Consider the following 17842-nt stretch of genomic DNA (forward strand, 5'->3'; position numbering starts at 1 on the left):
GCTCCAGCGTGATCTGCGCTGAGAATCAGTAGGTTAGGAATTGTTCAGGGCGAACTCTTTCATCCAGAATAGGTCTTGAACCTACAGTAGCTAGAGGGTGTAAACGCGCCTAAAATATAGAATCAAATTCGGGCGGAGCGGCGTGCGGCTATCAGGTCTTCAGAAAGTACTACGGGTTTTGGCGGGTGTGGCGGCGCTCGTTTTCATCTGGTCGTTGTTGTGGTGCGACTATTTTGTCGCCCAGCATCGGGTCTCGACGGGCGCACTATCGTAAGTATCGTGAACAGACAAAAAAGGACTAACCTTGAAACGGCGCTAGCCTGAGAGCGCGACACCATGGAGAGCGGGTCCAGCTTGCGTTCGACGCGGAAAAACGACTGTTTTGTAGGAAGCCCAGACGAGCATCGCTGTCGCCTAGTTGGTCGGAGTCTTGGCTCTGCCCACTGTTTGAGGGGTCGACGCCGTCACAAAGGCGTTCGGGACTAGCACGTTGCTGTAACTTCCCGAGACTGAGCGCGAAGAAAAAGAGGTCAGAATATGCGTACAACCTTGGCAGGGTATCAGGGATTGCTTATCAGTCTCGCACTCTTTCTTGTTTTTGTGGCAAGCCCTGTTCGCGCCTTGGAATCCAATGCGTATCGTTCCGAAGTTCTGACGGCACGTTTGATCGTCGCGGAAGCAGGAATCGCCCCAGGATCGCAGTTCCTTTCGGCGGGTTTGAAGATTGAACTGGAGGAAGGATGGAAAGCGTACTGGCGGTCGCCAGGCGAGGTTGGCCTGCCGCCAGAGATCGATTGGGAGGGGTCCACAAACCTTGAATCCGTCGACATGCTTTGGCCCGCACCCACGCGTTTCCGCGCCTTCGGAATTGAAAATTTCGGCTATGCCAAACAAGTAATATTTCCATTGCAGTTGCGGCTTGCGAACTCTGATAGAGCGGCCGAGCTGAAGGGACTCGTCGATCTGCTGATCTGCTCCAATGTGTGCATTCCGGAAAGGTTTGAATTGACACTCCCTGTGCCATTGGGAACGGGCGTCGATGCGAAAGCCGCGACCGATATCGCGACATGGGCCGCTCGCGTACCTGTTGCAGGGCCAGAAAGTGCAATAGCGGTCTCGGGCGCATCGCTGAAGCAGGATCAGGCATTGGTTGTTCAAATGACGCGGCCTTCTGGCTGGAACAATCCCGATCTTTTTCCAGAGTTTGGTGCAGGCTCTGCATTCGGCGCACCCGACATCCGCCTTACAAGTGATCGCACCGGTCTCTGGGCAAGTATCCCGATTCTCGCGTTAAGCGAGGAACAAACCTCCCTTCGAATTACGGTCGTAGACGAGGGTGTCGCGGTTACATTCGATGATGTGAACACTACCGACGTTGTACCTGCGCCACCTTACGCATCCGAGACCAGCCAAGATAGGGGTCAGTTTTTCCCGATTCTCTTGCTGTCCTTCCTGGGAGGGTTGATACTGAACGCAATGCCATGCGTCTTGCCAGTTCTATCGATTAAGTTCGGGTCGGCGCTCCGAATGAAGAATCGCTCCCTTTCACAATTGCGCGCGGGATTTCTCGCTACGGCTGTGGGAACTGTTGCTTTTATGTGGGTGCTGGCCTTGGCGGTCATAGCGCTGCAGACGCTCGGATATGCCGTTGGATGGGGTGTGCAGTTTCAGAATGCATATTTCCTAATTGCACTCATTCTCGTTGTCGGACTCTTTGCGGCAAATTTGTTTGGAGTTTTTGAAATTTCTTTGCCCAGCAGCTGGATGGTTAGGCTATCTGGCCGCTTTGGGCGGGGGTATGCCGAAGACTTCTCCACCGGCGCTCTGGCTGCGATACTTGCAACGCCTTGTTCAGCCCCGTTGCTGGGGACAGCCATTGCCTTCGCCCTTTCTGGCACGACAGGCGATATACTTGCGGTTTTCACAGCGATGGGGATTGGGCTTGCACTGCCATATATTCTGGTTGCCGCTTGGCCTGGTTTCCTGTCTCGACTGCCCAAACCGGGACCCTGGATGATAAGCGTGAAGATCGTTCTCGGATTGCTGCTTGCCGGAACCGTTGCATGGCTATGCTGGGTCTTGATTGGTGTGACGTCGCCAACTCTCACAGGCCTGGTGCTGCTGGGTCTTGGGCTCATCGTACTGGCGGCGAGAGCCTATCAGGTTCAGCCTCGTAACGGTTTGCTGTGGGGAATGACTGCGGTTTTGGGCATGACGTTGGCGGCCCCTGCACTGCTGCCAAAAAGCTCCGATGATGTAACAGCCTCGATCACTTCTTACTGGGTCGAGTTCGACCGGTCCCGGATCGCGCGTGAAGTGTCGCAGGGCAAAACTGTCTTCGTGGACGTTACTGCGGATTGGTGCATCACTTGTAAAGCAAACAAAACCCTGGTCCTGGATCGTGAACCAGTTTTGGGAGCACTTGGCGAGGAAGGCGTGATTGCGATGCGCGCGGATTGGACGCGACCGGACGCGAAAATCCAATCCTATCTCGAGGCGCACGGCAGATACGCAATTCCGCTCAACATCGTCTACGGTCCAGATGCTCCTGAAGGTATCATTTTATCTGAACTACTATCTGCGGATGCCGTTCTCGAAGCACTGTCGGCTGCCAATCTCAGCGCTGTCCGAAAACGATGACATAGTGCCGTTGCATTGCTCAAGGGAGGCAGAACCTACAGTGGTTTAGTTTCAGGTGAAAGGAAAGCTGTTATGTATCTGAGACCACGCGGCCCCAATTTATTTGTTGATCCGATCCAATCGGGCCGTGGCGGCGGCACGCATAGGGTCGGTTTCCGGAAGGCTTTCGGCCAAGGTGCGCGCATTGTCGGCGGCGTTCTGGGCAGCATCAAAGTCACCCAATACACTGTACGCCTCCGCAAGCCGAAGCCATCCTTCAAGATTGTCTTGGTCATCCAACAATCGCGCCGCCAAGCGGTCAACCATGGAGCGGACGAAAGCGCTGCGTTCCTCGACCGACATGTCCTGAGCGGCCTCGATATCGGCCGCACCGGGGCTACGCGCGTCCCGAGAGTCCGGAAAGAAATCAGCTAGGGTGACAGGGCTCTCTCCAACCTGTTCCCCCAATCGGTTGGCGACAGACAGGAAAAGTTCCATCCACGGATAGGCGCGATCCGCTCTCTTGAGGCGCTCGATCAAAAGCGTCCTCGCTTCATCTGGAACCCCGTCCTGTTCGAGGATCCGGGCTCTATAGAAAATTGGGCCTGGATCATCGGGGTCCATCTCCGATGCGCGTTCGATCACGCTTTCCGCTTGCGGCGTCACGATCCCGTTCTCGGCTGCGATCAAGGCCTCGGCATATAGCAATAGGGTTGAGATATCTGCATTGTCGCGGACAGTGACGCGTTCGAATGCATCGGCGGCATCATCGTAACGAGCCATACGCATATAGGTCTGACCGAGCAGAACCCAACCATCACTTGGTCCACCAGACTCGTCTGCTTCAAGCCGGGTTTTTAGTCTCTGGGTCAACTCTGAGAGGTTTGCGGCTTCCTGGGTTTCAGATGCGCGAGACGCCAGAGGCTGGCTTTCGATCTGTGGCGAGCCGATTTGAGAATACAGAGCGAAGGCTACCAATGGCGTGGCAATGGCGGACGCGAAGATGGTGCTTCGCCCACTTGCGCGCGACGATTCACGTGTCGCAAGCCGACCGGCAGCCAGAATGCGGCGTTTGATTTCAACCCTGGCCGCGTCGGCCTCGGTAACGGATATCAGATTCCGCTCTTGATCAGTATCAATTTCGGAAAGCTGATCCTTGAGGATAACCAACGCTCCATCCTTTCTGTTCAGGACTTCACCCGTTCGATAGAGACCGGACAAGAACAGAAGGACAGTGATGGATGCCATCGCGCCTAACACCAACCAAATCATGGGTCTCTCCGTCCTTCATTTTCATGAAAAATGGCTTCGAACTCACGCTCTTCATCGGGGCTCAGTGGATCAGCAGTGCCATCAAGAACGGCCCTGCTTCGGCACCTGATTGTGACAAAGACAACGCCAATCCCAACGGCAAAAAGAACCGCTGGTCCGAACCACAACAGATACGTGGCGGGTTTCAGTCGCGGCCTGAACAGGACGAAGTCACCATATCGATCTACGAAAAACGCAATGATCTCGTCATTTGTTTCACCTGCAATCAGACGTTCGCGCAGCAAGGTGCGCATCGTTCGGGCAACACCCGCATTTGAGCTATCGATATCCTGATTCTGGCAGACAACGCAGCGTAGCTGCTTTGAGAGCTCCCGGGCGCGCGACTCAAGCACCGGATCATCCAGCAACTCATCTGGCTCCACAGCCCATGCCGCGGTTGTTGCGGCAAGCATCAGCACCAGTGAATAGAGCCAACTCTTCATGATTGACCACCTGCTGCGGCCAACGCAGCACGAATTTCATCCTGTGCCTCTGGCGTCACAATGGGACCAACGTAGCGATAGACTACGATACCGTTCGCATCGATCACAAACGTCTCAGGCACCCCCGAAATACCCCATTCGATACCGACCCGGCCCTCGCTGTCTGATCCGATCCTCTCATAGGGGTTGCCAAGCTCCTCCAGCCAGTTTGCGGCATCTGCTGGTTTGTCCATGTAGTTAATCCCCATCAGCCGAACACCGTCCTGTTCAACAAGCCTGGTTAGCACCGCATGCTCAGCACGACAGGGCACGCACCATGAAGCGAATACATTGACCAAAACCGGCTCGCCAATGCTACGAAGGGCTGCGGCCGACAGTCCGGGGGTCTGCGTGCTCTCTACCGGTGGAAGCTCAAAATCCGGAACTGGTTCGGAGACCAAAGCGGAAGGAATTGCGTTAGGATCTCGGTCTGGGTTGAGCCCCCAGAACAAAAATCCACCCAAGACCACTGCGACCAGCGCTGGCATCGCGAGAAGGATTTTCTTCATCATATCATTCCGCCGGTTGAAGCGCTGACGACCGGCTTTTTGGCGACGGCGCACCCACCCGCAATCTGCGGTCCGATAGCGAAAGGGACCCGCCAAGCACCAGCATCGTCGCTCCGATCCATATCCAATTAACCAGTGGTTCGTAGAGAATGCGCAAATTCCACTGGCCCGACGCCTTTTCGGTCGCAGGCTCACTGATGGTGACGTAGAGATCACCTCTGAGCGTTGATCGGATTGCAGATTCGGTTGTGGACGTCCCCGCAACTGGATAGTTTCTGCGCTCCGGACGAAGAAGCGTAATCTCCCGTCCATCTTTCAAGACGCGAAGCTGGCCTTGTTGTGCGATGTAGTTTGGACCACGCAACCGTTCGACACCGTCGAATATTACCTCAAAACCGGCGATTTCCACGGTCGTCCCCGGTTCTGCGAAAAGAACACGTTCTTCCTTCCAGGCTGTGGAACCTACAAACCCAAGCACAAGCATTGCAACGCCAAGATGCGCGAGCGTCATACCGTGCGCAGCGCGCGGCAAGTTCCGCGCGCGACGCAGCGACTGTGAAAGGGGTAAATCAAAGAGCTTGATGCGCAACGCCCATTCGCGCAACGTTGCAACAAAAACCCAGGCTGCAATCCCTATTGAGACCACTGCAAGCAGGGGCCCGTCTGTCTGAAGGTACCAAACGATCCCCGCAACACCAATCGCGATACCAAAAACCAAACGCAGCCGCTGCCAGATACCGGGAAGATCGGCCCGTTTCCAAGACAGGAATGGGCCAATTCCCATGATGATGACTAGCGGCAGCATGAAAGGGATAAACGTCGCGTTGAAATACGGTGGTCCTACAGAGATCTTTTCATCAGTCACCGCTTCCACAAACAACGGATAGAGTGTTCCAAAAAGGACGGTCGCCGTTGCGGTCGCGAGCAGAAGGTTGTTGAGCAAAAGCCCCGCCTCGCGGCTAATCGGCCGAAATACGCCACCCGATCCAAGCTGAGGCGCGCGCCATGCGTAAAGTGTCAGTGAGCCGACAATGGTTACGCCAAGAAGGCCGAGAATGTACACGCCGCGCGCCGGGTCGACCGCGAACGCGTGAACGGATGTCAAAATGCCGGATCGGACGATAAATGTCCCCAGAAGTGACAGTGAAAAGGTCAGGATGGCCAAAAGAATGGTCCAGCTTTTGAACGTGTCCCGCTTTTCCGTGACGATAGCGGAGTGCAGGAGTGCCGTACCCAGCAGCCATGGCATGAAGGATGCGTTTTCCACCGGGTCCCAAAACCACCAGCCGCCCCAGCCAAGTTCGTAATAGGCCCACCAAGAGCCGAGTGCGATCCCCGCAGTGAGGCTGATCCAGGCCGTCAGAGTCCAAGGCCGCACCCAACGCGCCCATGCGGGATCCACCCGACCCTCTATCAGAGCCGCGACCGCGAAGGAGAAGACGATCGAGAAGCCGACATACCCAAAATACAAGAGCGGGGGATGCATCGCCAACCCGATGTCCTGCAGCAGAGGATTAAGGTCTGTGCCATCCAGAGGCGGCGGAAACACCCGCTCGAACGGATTGGATGTAAAGAGCATGAAGCTCAGGAAACCGACGCTGATCCAGGCTTGAACGGATAGAGTTCGCGCTTTGAGACCAACCGGAATGTTTCTGCCCAGCAGCGCGACCCCAGCCCCGAAAAGTACGAGAATAAAGGTCCAGAGAACTAGAGACCCTTCGTGGCTGCCCCAAGTGCCGGCAACCTTGAAGATCATCGGCTTCAGAGAGTGGGAATTTTCAACCACGTTTCGAACCGTGAAATCACTGACAACAAAGGAGCGCATGAGCGCGCCAAACGCAATTGCAACTAACGTCACCTGAAGCACCGCTGTTGTCTTTGCACTTTCCATCCAAAGCACGCGTCCCGTGCTTGCTCCGACAATTGGCAAGATGCTTTGAACAATCGCGACGGCAAGCGCGAGGGTAAGGGCGAATTGTCCGATCTCAGGTGTCATTTTGCGTCCTCCTGAGTAGCGCTTCTGCATCCGAGCCGGACAAGGTTTCCGCATCGGGATAGTTCAGCATGTTCATCGTCCATTCTAGTGAGATCATATCGCGACATTCTCCACTTTCCGCCTGTGTTCGCTTCTGTGAATCGCAACCGAGTTGGGGTTGGGCGGAAAACCGAATGGGATGAAGTTCTTTGCGCGTGCATGCCGTGAGCAGGATCCGACAGTTGATTCGCGTCCTTTGTAGTTCCTGTAGTCGCTGTAGGTTCAAGCGTTATTTTAGACTGATACCTTAAAAAATGACCCATGCTTGCAGTGCATCTGCGTAGCAGCTTTGTATCTGCAGGCCCGGTTTCCGCAGGCGTCGGATTTAGCGGAAATTGCCGTTGCCTTCCCTTGATGGCCACCTGCAGGGTCAGACGAAGCAGCGAAACATTGAGTGACGGCAGGTTTTGAAGCGCTGAATAGAGAGCATTAGCTTCACAGGTGCGTGACGTGCTGCCGCAGGGCAAGAATCACGCTTGAACCTACAGTAGCTAGAGGGTGTAAACGCGCCTAAAATATAGAATCAAATTCGGGCGGAGCGGCGTGCGGCTATCAGGTCTTCAGAAAGTACTACGGGTTTTGGCGGGCGTCGCGGCGCTCGTTTTCATCTGGCTGTTACTGTGGGCGGACTACCGCGCCGATATTTCCCAAGCCGAGACCGAACCACCTTTCCTTGCGCAGTTCGAACTGACGGACCATATGGGCATGATCCGCACCGAAGAGGACTTTGCGGGTCGCTGGATGCTTGTGTTCTTTGGGTTCGCCAATTGCCCAGATGTCTGCCCGACGACGCTTGCAGAGGTGGCGGCGGTCATGGATGGACTTGGCGAGGATGCCGCAAAAGTGCAGCCGATCTTCATCTCGATTGATCCCGAACGCGATACGCCAATGGCTCTTGCCGACTTTGTGCCGCGCTTTGATGCAGGCATCATCGGTCTGACCGGAACATCCGATCAGATCGCTGAGACCGCTGAAACCTTTCCGATTTACTTCGAACGGATAGACGAGGCCAGCGCGCCGGATGGCTATACAATGGGGCACACATCGCACCTGTTCCTTTTTGATCCGCAGGCGGGCTTCGCCGATTCCTGGCCCTACGGCACACCCGCCGAAGAGATCCTTGCGGATCTGAGAGAGAGGATCTGATCGTCATGACCCGACTTTCCGGAGAAACGGCCCTTGTTCTTGCTTGGATCATTGCGCTTATCTCATCGCTTGCCGTGCTCTTTATTGGCGAGGTTCTTGGTCAAACGCCTTGCGTCCTTTGCTGGTTCCAGCGCGCCTTCATGTTCCCCCTGGCTGTCGTTCTTGGGCTCGGGCTGTGGTGGCAAGATCCCCGCGTGGGGCGCTATGGCGTTGCGCTGGCGCTTGGGGGGGCGGCGGTGGCGTTGTATCACATCGGCCTCTATGTCGGGCTGATCCCCGAGGCGATCCAGCCCTGCACGGCGACCGGCCCCTCTTGTACCGACGACAACCAGGTGGTCTTCGGCATTCCGATTCCGCTGATGGCGCTTGTCGCCTTCACGATGATCGGGATGCTGTCGGCCATTTCACTGAAGGAAAAACAAACATGAATCGACGCGGTCTCGTTCTATCCGTTCTGGCTGTTGGTGCCGCAGGTTTTGGCGGCGCGGCCTGGTATGCCACCCGCCCCCAACCCATTGCAGAGGCAGTCCCTGTCGCGCCTGAAGTGAACGATGTGCTGATCCGGCCCTATTCCCCGATCCTCGGCCCCGAAACGGCACCTGTCACGATTGTCGAGTTTTTCGATCCAGCTTGCGAGGCCTGCCGCGCCTTCTATCCCGTGGTCAAGGACATCATGACTGAGCACGGTGGTGCGGTCCGTGTCGTCATTCGATACACTGCCTTTCACGGGGAAGCTTCGGTGGAAGCGATCCGTGTTCTCGAAGCTGCGCGGATGCAGGATGTGTTCGAACCCGTGCTGGAAGCTGTGTTGCGCGAGCAGCCACGATGGGCGTCCCATGGCACTCCGGCACCGGGTTTGATCCTTGAGATTGCCGCAAGCGGTGGTCTGGATGTCGAAGCTGCTCGGACACAGATGCTGGCCCCTGGTGTCGTGGCGGTGCTCAATCAGGACCGCGCTGATGTCGAAGCGGTAGGCGTGCGACAAACGCCCACGTTCTTCGTCAACGCCAAGCCATTAGACCCGTTCGGTGAGGCCGAACTGCGGCGACTGGTGGCTGCGGAAGTTGCGGCCAGCCAAAGTTGATGCTCGGCCAGATACAGGAGAATTCTTCATGACAAAACTAACTTACATCAATGGTTTGCCCCTTGTCTTGCTACTCTCGGGCATGTCGACTCCAGCATTTGCCGGTTCGGAGGATGTGGTCGTCGAAAACGCGTGGTCCCGTGCTTCAATCGGGATCAACCGCCCTGGTGCCGCCTATATGACCGTGCGCAACACCGGTGAAGACACGATCACGCTGACCGGGCTTACAACACCACTGGCCGTGATGCCCCAGATCCATGAGACGAAAACCAACGCCGACGGCGTCAGTTCTATGGCGCCTGCTGACGAAATCACGATTGAACCGGGCCAAAGCGTAGCATTGGAACCGGGCGGACTGCACGCCATGCTCATGAAGCTGCAAAACCCGATGATCGAAGGCGAGACCTTCCCACTGACACTGACGTTCTCGGACGGTGGTGAAGTGACTGTCGAGGTCCCAATTCTGGGGATCGCCGCGCGCGGGCCGGAGAGCTGATGCAGCGTCGGCATGTGGTCCAATACGGTGCAGCCGGTGTAGGCGCTGTCGCTCTGATGCTCGGGGTCGGCTGGTGGCGGGTAGACGGTCCCGGCGCACCAAAACCGGCCGGCAAAAGGCCTCTCCGCCTGTCGGCGATGGATTTCCGACTGACCGATCACGAAGGCAATGAAGTGGGCCCAGAAACCCTGATTGGACGCCCGACCATGGTGTTTTTCGGGTTCACCTACTGCCCGGATGTCTGCCCCACGACGTTATCGGATATCTCAGGTTGGCTTGAAGATCTCGGAGACGAAGCCGCGCGGATGAACGTGGTCTTCATCACAGTCGATCCGGAGCGGGACACGGTGGAGGCCATGGCCGAATATGTCGGCTATTTTCATCCGGCTATTCGCGGCTGGACTGGGCCGGCAAACCAGGTTGCCCGCGCTGCAGAAGGATTTCGTGCCTCATATGAGCGCGTCCCGACCGAAGGCGGCGACTATACAATGAACCATACGGCAAGCGTATTCCTGTTCGATGCCAAGGGTGAACTTGTCACCATGATCGACTATCACGAGCCAAGAGAATTCGCAGTGCCGAAGATCCGGCGTGCACTGTCAGAAGACGTAGAGGGGGCAACATGAAGATAAGAACTGTCTTGGCGGCCGTGGCGGTCGCAGGCGCATTTTCGGGTGCCGCCATCGCCATCTCGGGCGTTCTTTCCAAAGAACCGGTGCCCCCTGCGATTGCGGAAGCGACCCTCTGGACCCCCGATCCGCTCGCGCCGCCTCGGATTGCCGAAATCAATTCTGTCCGCCCTTCAGTTGCCCCGGCAGACATCGCGTTCGAGTTCAAGCCGGTGCCCCTCCTGCCCGTCTCACTGGCTGATACCTCGTTGCCATCTATCGAGTCCCCCCTCGTGACCTGGTCGCGCGAGATTGCATCGGGACAGACGCTTGATGCGGTCCTTTCAGATGCGGGATTGGATGCTTCGGATCGCGCTGAAATCGCCTTGTCGATTGGCGCGGAATATGATCTGCGCCGTTTGCGTCCGGGTCACGTCATTACCGTGGTTTCCACAACGGACGGCACGCCGCGTCGCGTAGAACTCGCCGTCGAAGACGGTGTCCGGATTGAGACCGCCTTCGGCGAACAGCTTGCCACCCGCCTATTGGAGCCAGACCCTGAAATAGTGACGTTCGCGGGCGAGGCAGTGATCGAAAGCTCTGTCTTCGCGGCATTGGACAAGGCGGGCATCCCTGCGCGCTTTGCGGTCGACATGGCGCAGATGCTGGGCGGCACAGTGGATTTTCGACGCGAACTTTCCGGTGGCGAGACGATGCGTCTTCTTTGGCGCGAAGCGCGCGACGGAAACGAGAGGATCGGTCAGCCTGAACTTGCCTTTGCCGCACTGAATCTTGGTGAAACGGTCTACGAGATCGTCTGGCCGGATGACGGCAGCGGTAAAGCGACGATTTATGTTGATGGAGAGGTCCTGCGTATCTTTGCCCAACCGGTGGAGGGAGCGCGGCTGAGTTCCGTCTTTGGCCGTCGCACACACCCAGTCTATGGGAACGTGCGCATGCACACCGGCGTCGACTTTGCTGCGGCAAGCGGTACGCCGGTGAAAGCGACGGCGCCCGGACGCGTAAGCTTCATCGGACGTCGTGGTGGATATGGCCGGGTAGTGGAGATAGCGCATGGATCCGACACCCTGACACGATACGCACATCTCAGCGAGGTGCCGGACACACTTGAACAAGGGCAGCGCGTGATGGCCGGAGACATGATCGGGCGCGTTGGTGCAACCGGCACCGCGACCGGCCCAAATCTGCATTATGAGGTTCTGGTCGATGGTCGCCCGACCGATCCTCTCTCAGACGACCGACTGGCAGAGGCGGCCGAGCGGGATGCGGATGACACGGCTGCACTTGAGCGATTGGCTGAGGCACGCTCGCTACTGGCCGAGAGGCTCACCAGCGAATTTGTGCAAACAACAACCGAAAGGCTATAATCCATGAAACGACTGGCTCCCGCCCTTGCAGTCACGCTGGCCTTGTTTCCCGCGGCGCAAGTTGTCGCCGATGCGATCCAGATTGACGTCCGGAAGACAAACGGCTGCGGCTGTTGTCTGTCCTGGATGAAGCACCTCGAGGAAAGCGGATTCGCGCCGACAGGCGAGGACATGTTCGGGGGATCTCTTGTGCGCTTCAAACTCGACAATGGCGTGCCTCAGCGCATGGTCTCCTGCCATACGGCTTTGGTCGACGGCTACGTGATCGAAGGTCATGTACCGTCATCAGACATTCAGCGTTTGTTGGACGAGCGTCCAGATGCAGTGGGGCTGGCGGTGCCGGGAATGCCCTATGGCTCGCCGGGCATGGGACCGGAGGATGATCGTGAGGCTTATGACGTGTTCCTGATCCGCGGCGATGGATCGACCGAGATCTTTAGCAGCTATTCGGCCGCTGATTGACGTATCGGCGAGACCTCAGCGCTTGGAACCCTTCTCCTCAATTACCCTTGGCTTTCTTGGAAGCCTGGCCGCCGGATCGCTGACCGCGGTCGGGGCGATCCCCGTTCTTTTCGGGCGCATCCCCTCGCGGGCTACGCGCGATCTGCTGCTTGGCTTCGCAGCGGGTGTCATGCTCGCGGCCTCGTTTTTCTCGCTGATCATCCCGGCTCTCGACGCAGCTGAAGGACAGTTCGACAACGGTGCTCTGCCGGCGGCCATCGTTTGTGTCGCGATTCTGCTTGGCATGGGCGCGGTCGCTCTGATGAACGAACGGCTGCCGCATGAGCATTTCAAGACGGGGCGGGAAGGCCCAAACTCTGCTTCGCTGCGCCGCGTCTGGCTCTTCATCATTGCAATCACGATCCACAATTTCCCCGAAGGACTCGCCGTTGGTGTCGGGTTCGGGGCTGACGGTCTGTCTGGTGGCTTGCCGCTTGCGATTGGCATTGGGCTGCAAAACGCTCCCGAGGGTCTCGCCGTAGCGGTCTCATTGCTTGGTGAGGGGTATTCCAGGCGCCGTGCGTGGGGGATTGCCGCCCTGACAGGTCTTGTCGAGCCGGTAGGTGGGCTTCTTGGGGCTGGGATCATCAGCATCTCGCAGCCGCTGTTGCCATGGGGACTCGCCTTCGCCGCCGGGGCGATGCTCTACGTCATCAGCCACGAAATCATTCCCGAAACCCACCGTTCAGGCCATCAAAACAGGGCGACACTCGGTCTCGCAGTCGGCCTCGTGATCATGTTGTTCCTCGATGTATGGCTGGGAGGATGAGATGAAACTGACCCATTTCCAAGGTTTCATAGCGGCTGGAGTTGCTTTTCTTGTCGATCAGGTGACAAAAGCAATTGTCGTCGCCAACGCGGCAGATTTGAGCGCTGGAATTCCGGTCTTTCCCGGTTTCAATCTTATCTATCTGCGCAACGATGGCGTGACGTTCGGACTGCTTGGTGGAGCGCCATGGTGGAGCCTTACGGCGTTGGCCCTAGCTGTCTGCGGCTGGTTAACAGTCATGTTGGTACGCACTGCCAACCCGGTTGAGGCTATCGCCTATGGCGCGATTATCGGTGGCGCGCTCGGCAACGTCCTCGACCGCATCCGGTTTCGGAGTGTGACGGACTTCCTCGATTTCTATGTCGGATCCACGCATTGGCCCGCCTTCAACATGGCGGATGTTTTCGTGGTCAGTGGCGTGGGCCTACTGCTCATAGCCCCTTGGTTGAGCGCCAAGTTGAAAACAGGCACATGATGGCGGGCTTGCGACCACTGACGGGTCGTGGCCGTTACATTCCCCTGCGATCAGGGATTAGCTTTGCAGCGGGCGGTTTAACGGTTTTAACCCTTCCACCATTCTCATGGCTCATCGTTGTTCCAGTCGCCTTCTCAGCACTCTTTCTCGTCCTCCGGCAGGTTTCGACAGCGCCTGCCTTCTTCATCGGCTGGGTCTTCGGAATGGGCCAGTTCGGGTTTGGAGTTTCCTGGATCGCCGAGAGCTTTTACGTCGATTCCGAACGTTTCGGTGCCCTTGCGATCCCGGCAGTCGCGGGACTGTCCGCCGGACTGGCCATTTTCCCGGCGATTGCGGCGATGTTATTTGCCACCATCATGCAGCGCCGTGCTGTCGGCGACACTACGGCAGGTCTTCTGCTTGCAACCTGCTGGGTTGCCGCAGAATGGCTGCGTGGTCATGTCCTGACAGGGTTTCCCTGGAACCTTGCCGCTTATGCCCTTGTCGAACACGCCGCTCTGCGCCAACCCGCCGCCTGGGTAGGAAGCTATGGGCTGAGCTTTCTCACGGTCTTTATAGGGCTGTTGCCCGGTGTGTTGATTGTGGCGGCACCAAACAGACGCGTGCCTGTTCTCGTGCTCTTCGCCGTTGTGGTGATGGGCCTCTGGGGTGGCGGCGCGCTGCGTTTAGGGACGAATGTGCCTCCGACGGACAGCGCTTTGCGCATCGTCCAAGGCAATGTGCCGCAAGTCGAGAAGTGGGCACCGGGCAGCCGCGAGCGAACGCTGGAGAAATATTTGGGCTTGTCGGCGCAACCTGGACGCTTCGACCTGTTGCTGTGGCCGGAAACGGCCTTTCCCGGTTTTCTGGACGAGGACGCCTTGGCGCGTAGGCGGCTATCCACGGTTCTGCCAGACGGCAGGATCCTTTTGACAGGCGTGCCTGACCGCGTAGAGGGCGATGGGGGAACCCGATATTTCAACACGGTTCAAGCCTATGACGGCAGCGGCGAAATTCTGACGGGATATGCAAAACATCATCTTGTTCCGTTCGGGGAATATGTGCCCCTGAGAGGCTGGCTGCCGATCGAGCGGCTGACCGAAGGTTTGGGTGATTTCACGCCAGGACCAGGGCCACGCACGCTGGCGATCCCGGGTGCGCCTCTGGTCGCGGTGGCGATCTGTTACGAAATCATTTTTCCGGGCCAGGTAGTCGATGACCTTTTTCGCCCCGACTGGATTTTCAACGCCACAAATGATGCCTGGTTCGGGACCAGCATCGGACCCGAGCAGCACCTCGCCTCCGCGCGCATGCGCGCGGTCGAAGAAGGGCTTCCTGTAGTCCGGGCGGCCAACACCGGGATTTCCGCGATCATCGACGCCAAGGGAGAGATCATCGCGCGCCTCGAGACCGGACAAACTGGAGTCATAGATGCCAGCCTGCCGACAGCGCTTGCGCCCACACCTTACGCACGTTTCGGTGATTGGACATCGCTGGCGCTCATCTGTGCGGTCTGGGCTCTAGCCTTTACCGTCGGATTGGTCAGACGACGTTTCAATTCAGAAAAATCAAAATCGGAGGAATCGTGATGCTGGTGCTCGCAGGCTTTGTCGGAGGGGCGCTCTGGGGTGGCTATCTGGCGCAACGGCGGAAAGGGAACCGCCTGGATATACTTCAATACGCGACAAGCTTCGGTATTGCTTTCGGCCTGCTCGCTTTTTTCGCCTCGGTGATCCTCTTGCGCATCACGTCTTGAGATTACTTTGGCACCGGCAACGAATTGAAACGACTATTCAACATATTACTGTACTTGCTCCTGGCGGTTTTTGCATTAGGACTGACCGTATCCGGTGTCGTCTACTTTCTTTTGCGCGCCTCCGTCCCCGACTATGACGAGGATTTCAGTGTTGCGGGTATCGAAGGTCCAGTCGATATTCTGCGAGATGCTGCGGCCATACCGCACATTTCTGCAGACTCCGCTCCGGACGCCTATTTCGCGCTTGGTTTCGTTCACGCTCAGGACAGGCTTGGCCAGTTATTGAGGGCAAGGCGGGCAGCGCAAGCCTTGATGCCACTTGACCGGACGATCGAAGTTGAGCCTTCGACAGCCCAAGCGCTCGACGCATATGCCGCAGGTGTCAACGCGTGGCTTGGCCTGGTGTCCGAAGGCGGGCGCGGCAGAGGCTCACCCGATCTGTTGATCGCGGATGAGAGAATGATCGCAGCCTGGAGACCCGTCGATAGTCTCAGACTTGCCCAAGCGTTTCTGAACGATCTTCAACCCGAGAGACGGCAGAATGACCTGTCCGGCTTGTCAGATCTACCGATCCCGTCGGATCGACCTCTTTTGCCCGAGCTGTTTGTGACCTCGCCCAAGGTCAGCCTCGATGCTTGGGCGTTGCCTGGAGACAGAACAGCTACCGGAGCACCAATTCTCGCCGCCGATATACGTGGCCCCTTATCGCTGCCTTCTGAATGGTACCTGGCGGATATTCAACTCCCGACCGGAGCCGCGATTGGGGCTACATTGCCGGGTGTGCCCTTCATTGTCGTCGGTCGCAGCGAACGCGTCGCTTGGGCGTTCCGATCTGTGTCCCAGAAAGCCGTTAAAGAGCCAGAGAATCCCACGGCCGCGCAGGCCAGCAATTTTCTGATGATGCTTGACCGTCTGGCGCGGTCCGCCGATGTGAACGATGCTATGGACGCATGCATGAACCTGTCACCAGCCGGATTGGAGATTCTTGCGATCGACCGAGAAACCCTTGCTCGCTGGCCTGACAGGGAGGTCGAAACTCCTTTATCGTTTCGAGACGCCCGTCTGGCTGCTCTTGATGAGCGGCAGCCGATATTCTCGGTCGAGGGCGCGATTACGGTGCAGCGCGACACGGTCAGCGCTGCCGCGCGGGCGCTTCTTCCTATAATGGCAAAAGAGCTTTGGTTCGTGGGTTCCACAGGTGCTCTCGAAGAGAACCGCGCAGATGAGCTTCGCGGCGATATTCTGGATCAACTTGCCCAATGGAATGGCGACATGGATCGCTTTTCACCGGAGCCGCTCGTGTTCTGGGCCTGGGCGCGCGCGTTGCAAAAGCGAATACTTCAGGATGAATTTCCATCCGCGACGAAGGTCTGGGCCAGGCCAAATCCCGATGTCCTATTTGCGGTGCTTTCAGATCGCGGAGGGAGCGCAATCTGGTGCGACATCCGCCCGTCTACCCGCATCGAGACCTGCCAGGATCAGGTTCGTGCGGCCCTGGATGATGCCATCGGCTGGCTTGTCGACCGCTACGGACCCGATCCGTCCGCCTGGGCCTGGGGCGAAGCACACGCTTTGAATATGGGGTGGGCACCAATCCGATCGAGCGGGATCATCAGCGATCTGCTGTCTCTCGAAGCCCCATCTTCCGGCGATCCCGACACACTGATTGCAACACTGTTCACTTCTGACAATGACCGCCCGTTCGCGACCAGCGCGGGCACCAATTTTCAGGCGGTCATGTCGTTTTCGGAAGAAGCCGGATCCTATTTCATCGCGCCCGCCGGTCAGTCCGGCCACCCGCTCTCACGTTTCTATGAAAACCTTTTCCCCATGTGGATGCAGGGCAAATACCTTCCGATGTCCACTGATCTGTCCTTGGCCCAAGGTGGCGCAGTGGGAACATCTCGACTTTCACCAGTGTCCGTCGATGGGCCAGCAATACAACATGACAGGAGCCAATGATCACCTACTTCCTTAATTTCGACCCGTTTGGATATGCGATTTCGCCAGTGTCCCTTGTTTCCGTCAGTTTGGCCGCATGGTTCTACGTGCGCGGCCTCGCGCGATCCGCTCGCATTCGCGGGACGGTTTCTGTTTGGCGGCAAGCTCTGTTCTTCGCTGGCTTGACCTGTATTCTCGCGGCCACGAATGCGCCTCTGGCTTCGTTGGGGCACAGCCTCTTTTCGGTGCACCAAGTGGAGCATCTTCTCCTTCGCCTTGCAGGACCACTACTCATCGCGGTCTCTCAGCCGTGGCGATTATTGCAAGCCGGTTTGAACAGACGGTGGCGTCGATACCTCGGCGCTCTTGGAAAATCTATTACTTTGGGGCTCTTGGCACATCCGGTAACCGCCACTGCCGCGCTCATCACGTCGCTCTTTATCTGGCAGATTCCAGTGCTTTACGGACTTGCGCAGCGCATCGCGGCGATCGAGGTGTTCGCCCATTTTGCGATGGTGCTGGCAGGGATCTGGTATTTCGGCATGCTCTTCGACCCGAGAGATCCCCCTGAGGGCGCGAGGCGCGGCGCAAGGCTGATCTCCGGTTTTGCGGTGATCGTTTCAAACATTTTTCTGGGTTCCTTGACGACACTCAAAGAGGTGAGCCTCTATGCCTCCTACCAAGTTCGCCCTGAACAATTCCTAACCTACTGATTCTCAGCGCAGATCACGCTGGAGCGCTGG

At 57.5% G+C, this 17842-nt stretch carries 18 protein-coding genes; 14 read left to right on the top strand and 4 right to left on the bottom strand.

The window, feature by feature from the left end:
- The first annotated feature begins 537 nt into the window (after positions 1 to 537).
- Positions 538 to 2640: a protein-disulfide reductase DsbD family protein gene (locus DDE13_RS18655; protein WP_008282976.1), complete on the top strand. Its 2103-nt coding sequence runs from the start codon at positions 538 to 540 to the stop codon at positions 2638 to 2640.
- A gap of 99 nt (positions 2641 to 2739) precedes the next feature.
- Here the strand turns inward: DDE13_RS18655 and ccmI are convergent, their stop codons facing one another.
- The 4 genes from ccmI to DDE13_RS18675 are packed head-to-tail and all read right to left on the bottom strand — an operon-like array spanning position 2740 to position 6917.
- Positions 2740 to 3891, bottom strand: a complete 1152-nt coding sequence (gene ccmI, locus DDE13_RS18660) for a c-type cytochrome biogenesis protein CcmI (RefSeq protein ID WP_027263709.1) — start codon at positions 3889 to 3891, stop codon at positions 2740 to 2742.
- On the bottom strand, positions 3888 to 4373 hold the full coding sequence (locus DDE13_RS18665) for a cytochrome c-type biogenesis protein (RefSeq protein ID WP_037240132.1): 486 nt from the start codon (positions 4371 to 4373) through the stop codon (positions 3888 to 3890). The genes ccmI and DDE13_RS18665 overlap by 4 nt, the downstream gene beginning before the upstream one ends.
- Positions 4370 to 4921, bottom strand: coding sequence for a DsbE family thiol:disulfide interchange protein (locus DDE13_RS18670; protein WP_027263707.1), 552 nt, complete (start codon positions 4919 to 4921; stop codon positions 4370 to 4372). The genes DDE13_RS18665 and DDE13_RS18670 overlap by 4 nt, the downstream gene beginning before the upstream one ends.
- Before the next feature lie 4 nt (positions 4922 to 4925).
- Positions 4926 to 6917 (bottom strand): heme lyase CcmF/NrfE family subunit, encoded by a 1992-nt coding sequence (locus tag DDE13_RS18675; protein WP_008282980.1) that lies wholly within the window; start codon positions 6915 to 6917, stop codon positions 4926 to 4928.
- A 618-nt stretch (positions 6918 to 7535) separates the two neighbouring features.
- Here DDE13_RS18675 and DDE13_RS18680 point away from each other — a divergent pair.
- From DDE13_RS18680 to DDE13_RS18735, 13 genes are read left to right on the top strand one after another with little or no spacing between them, the layout of a single operon-like run.
- Positions 7536 to 8102: an SCO family protein gene (locus DDE13_RS18680; protein ID WP_111405761.1), complete on the top strand. Its 567-nt coding sequence runs from the start codon at positions 7536 to 7538 to the stop codon at positions 8100 to 8102.
- A 5-nt stretch (positions 8103 to 8107) separates the two neighbouring features.
- The gene (locus tag DDE13_RS18685) at positions 8108 to 8530 is read left to right on the top strand and encodes a disulfide bond formation protein B (protein WP_111405762.1); all 423 of its coding nucleotides are present in this window, start codon (positions 8108 to 8110) and stop codon (positions 8528 to 8530) included.
- The gene (locus DDE13_RS18690) at positions 8527 to 9186 is read left to right on the top strand and encodes a DsbA family protein (protein ID WP_111405763.1); all 660 of its coding nucleotides are present in this window, start codon (positions 8527 to 8529) and stop codon (positions 9184 to 9186) included. The genes DDE13_RS18685 and DDE13_RS18690 overlap by 4 nt, the downstream gene beginning before the upstream one ends.
- A 28-nt stretch (positions 9187 to 9214) precedes the next feature.
- Entirely contained in the window at positions 9215 to 9682 is a 468-nt protein-coding gene (locus DDE13_RS18695) for a copper chaperone PCu(A)C (protein WP_111405764.1), read from the top strand.
- The gene (locus tag DDE13_RS18700) at positions 9682 to 10308 is read left to right on the top strand and encodes an SCO family protein (RefSeq protein WP_111405765.1); all 627 of its coding nucleotides are present in this window, start codon (positions 9682 to 9684) and stop codon (positions 10306 to 10308) included. Before DDE13_RS18695 ends, DDE13_RS18700 begins: the two co-directional genes overlap by 1 nt.
- Entirely contained in the window at positions 10305 to 11678 is a 1374-nt protein-coding gene (locus tag DDE13_RS18705) for a M23 family metallopeptidase (RefSeq protein WP_111405766.1), read from the top strand. The genes DDE13_RS18700 and DDE13_RS18705 overlap by 4 nt, the downstream gene beginning before the upstream one ends.
- 3 nt (positions 11679 to 11681) lie before the next feature.
- Positions 11682 to 12140 carry a DUF411 domain-containing protein gene (locus DDE13_RS18710; RefSeq protein WP_027263700.1) on the top strand — a complete coding sequence of 153 codons (459 nt, stop codon included), beginning with the start codon at positions 11682 to 11684 and terminating at the stop codon, positions 12138 to 12140.
- A 22-nt stretch (positions 12141 to 12162) separates the two neighbouring features.
- Complete coding sequence (locus DDE13_RS18715) at positions 12163 to 12948, top strand: ZIP family metal transporter (RefSeq protein WP_027263699.1); 786 nt, start codon at positions 12163 to 12165, stop codon at positions 12946 to 12948.
- A complete protein-coding gene (lspA, locus tag DDE13_RS18720; protein ID WP_111405767.1) occupies positions 12929 to 13423 on the top strand; it encodes a signal peptidase II in 495 nt (164 codons plus the stop codon). The genes DDE13_RS18715 and lspA overlap by 20 nt, the downstream gene beginning before the upstream one ends.
- Positions 13420 to 14991: an apolipoprotein N-acyltransferase gene (gene lnt, locus DDE13_RS18725; protein WP_050775788.1), complete on the top strand. Its 1572-nt coding sequence runs from the start codon at positions 13420 to 13422 to the stop codon at positions 14989 to 14991. Before lspA ends, lnt begins: the two co-directional genes overlap by 4 nt.
- Positions 14991 to 15158, top strand: a complete 168-nt coding sequence (locus tag DDE13_RS23260) for a hypothetical protein (protein ID WP_008282832.1) — start codon at positions 14991 to 14993, stop codon at positions 15156 to 15158. The genes lnt and DDE13_RS23260 overlap by 1 nt, the downstream gene beginning before the upstream one ends.
- 24 nt (positions 15159 to 15182) lie before the next feature.
- A complete protein-coding gene (locus DDE13_RS18730; RefSeq protein WP_008282833.1) occupies positions 15183 to 17120 on the top strand; it encodes a penicillin acylase family protein in 1938 nt (645 codons plus the stop codon).
- Positions 17117 to 17812, top strand: a complete 696-nt coding sequence (locus DDE13_RS18735) for a cytochrome c oxidase assembly protein (protein WP_235868774.1) — start codon at positions 17117 to 17119, stop codon at positions 17810 to 17812. Before DDE13_RS18730 ends, DDE13_RS18735 begins: the two co-directional genes overlap by 4 nt.
- Positions 17813 to 17842: the final 30 nt, after the last annotated feature.

Source organism: Meridianimarinicoccus zhengii, assembly GCF_003254465.1.
GTDB lineage: Bacteria > Pseudomonadota > Alphaproteobacteria > Rhodobacterales > Rhodobacteraceae > Meridianimarinicoccus > Meridianimarinicoccus zhengii.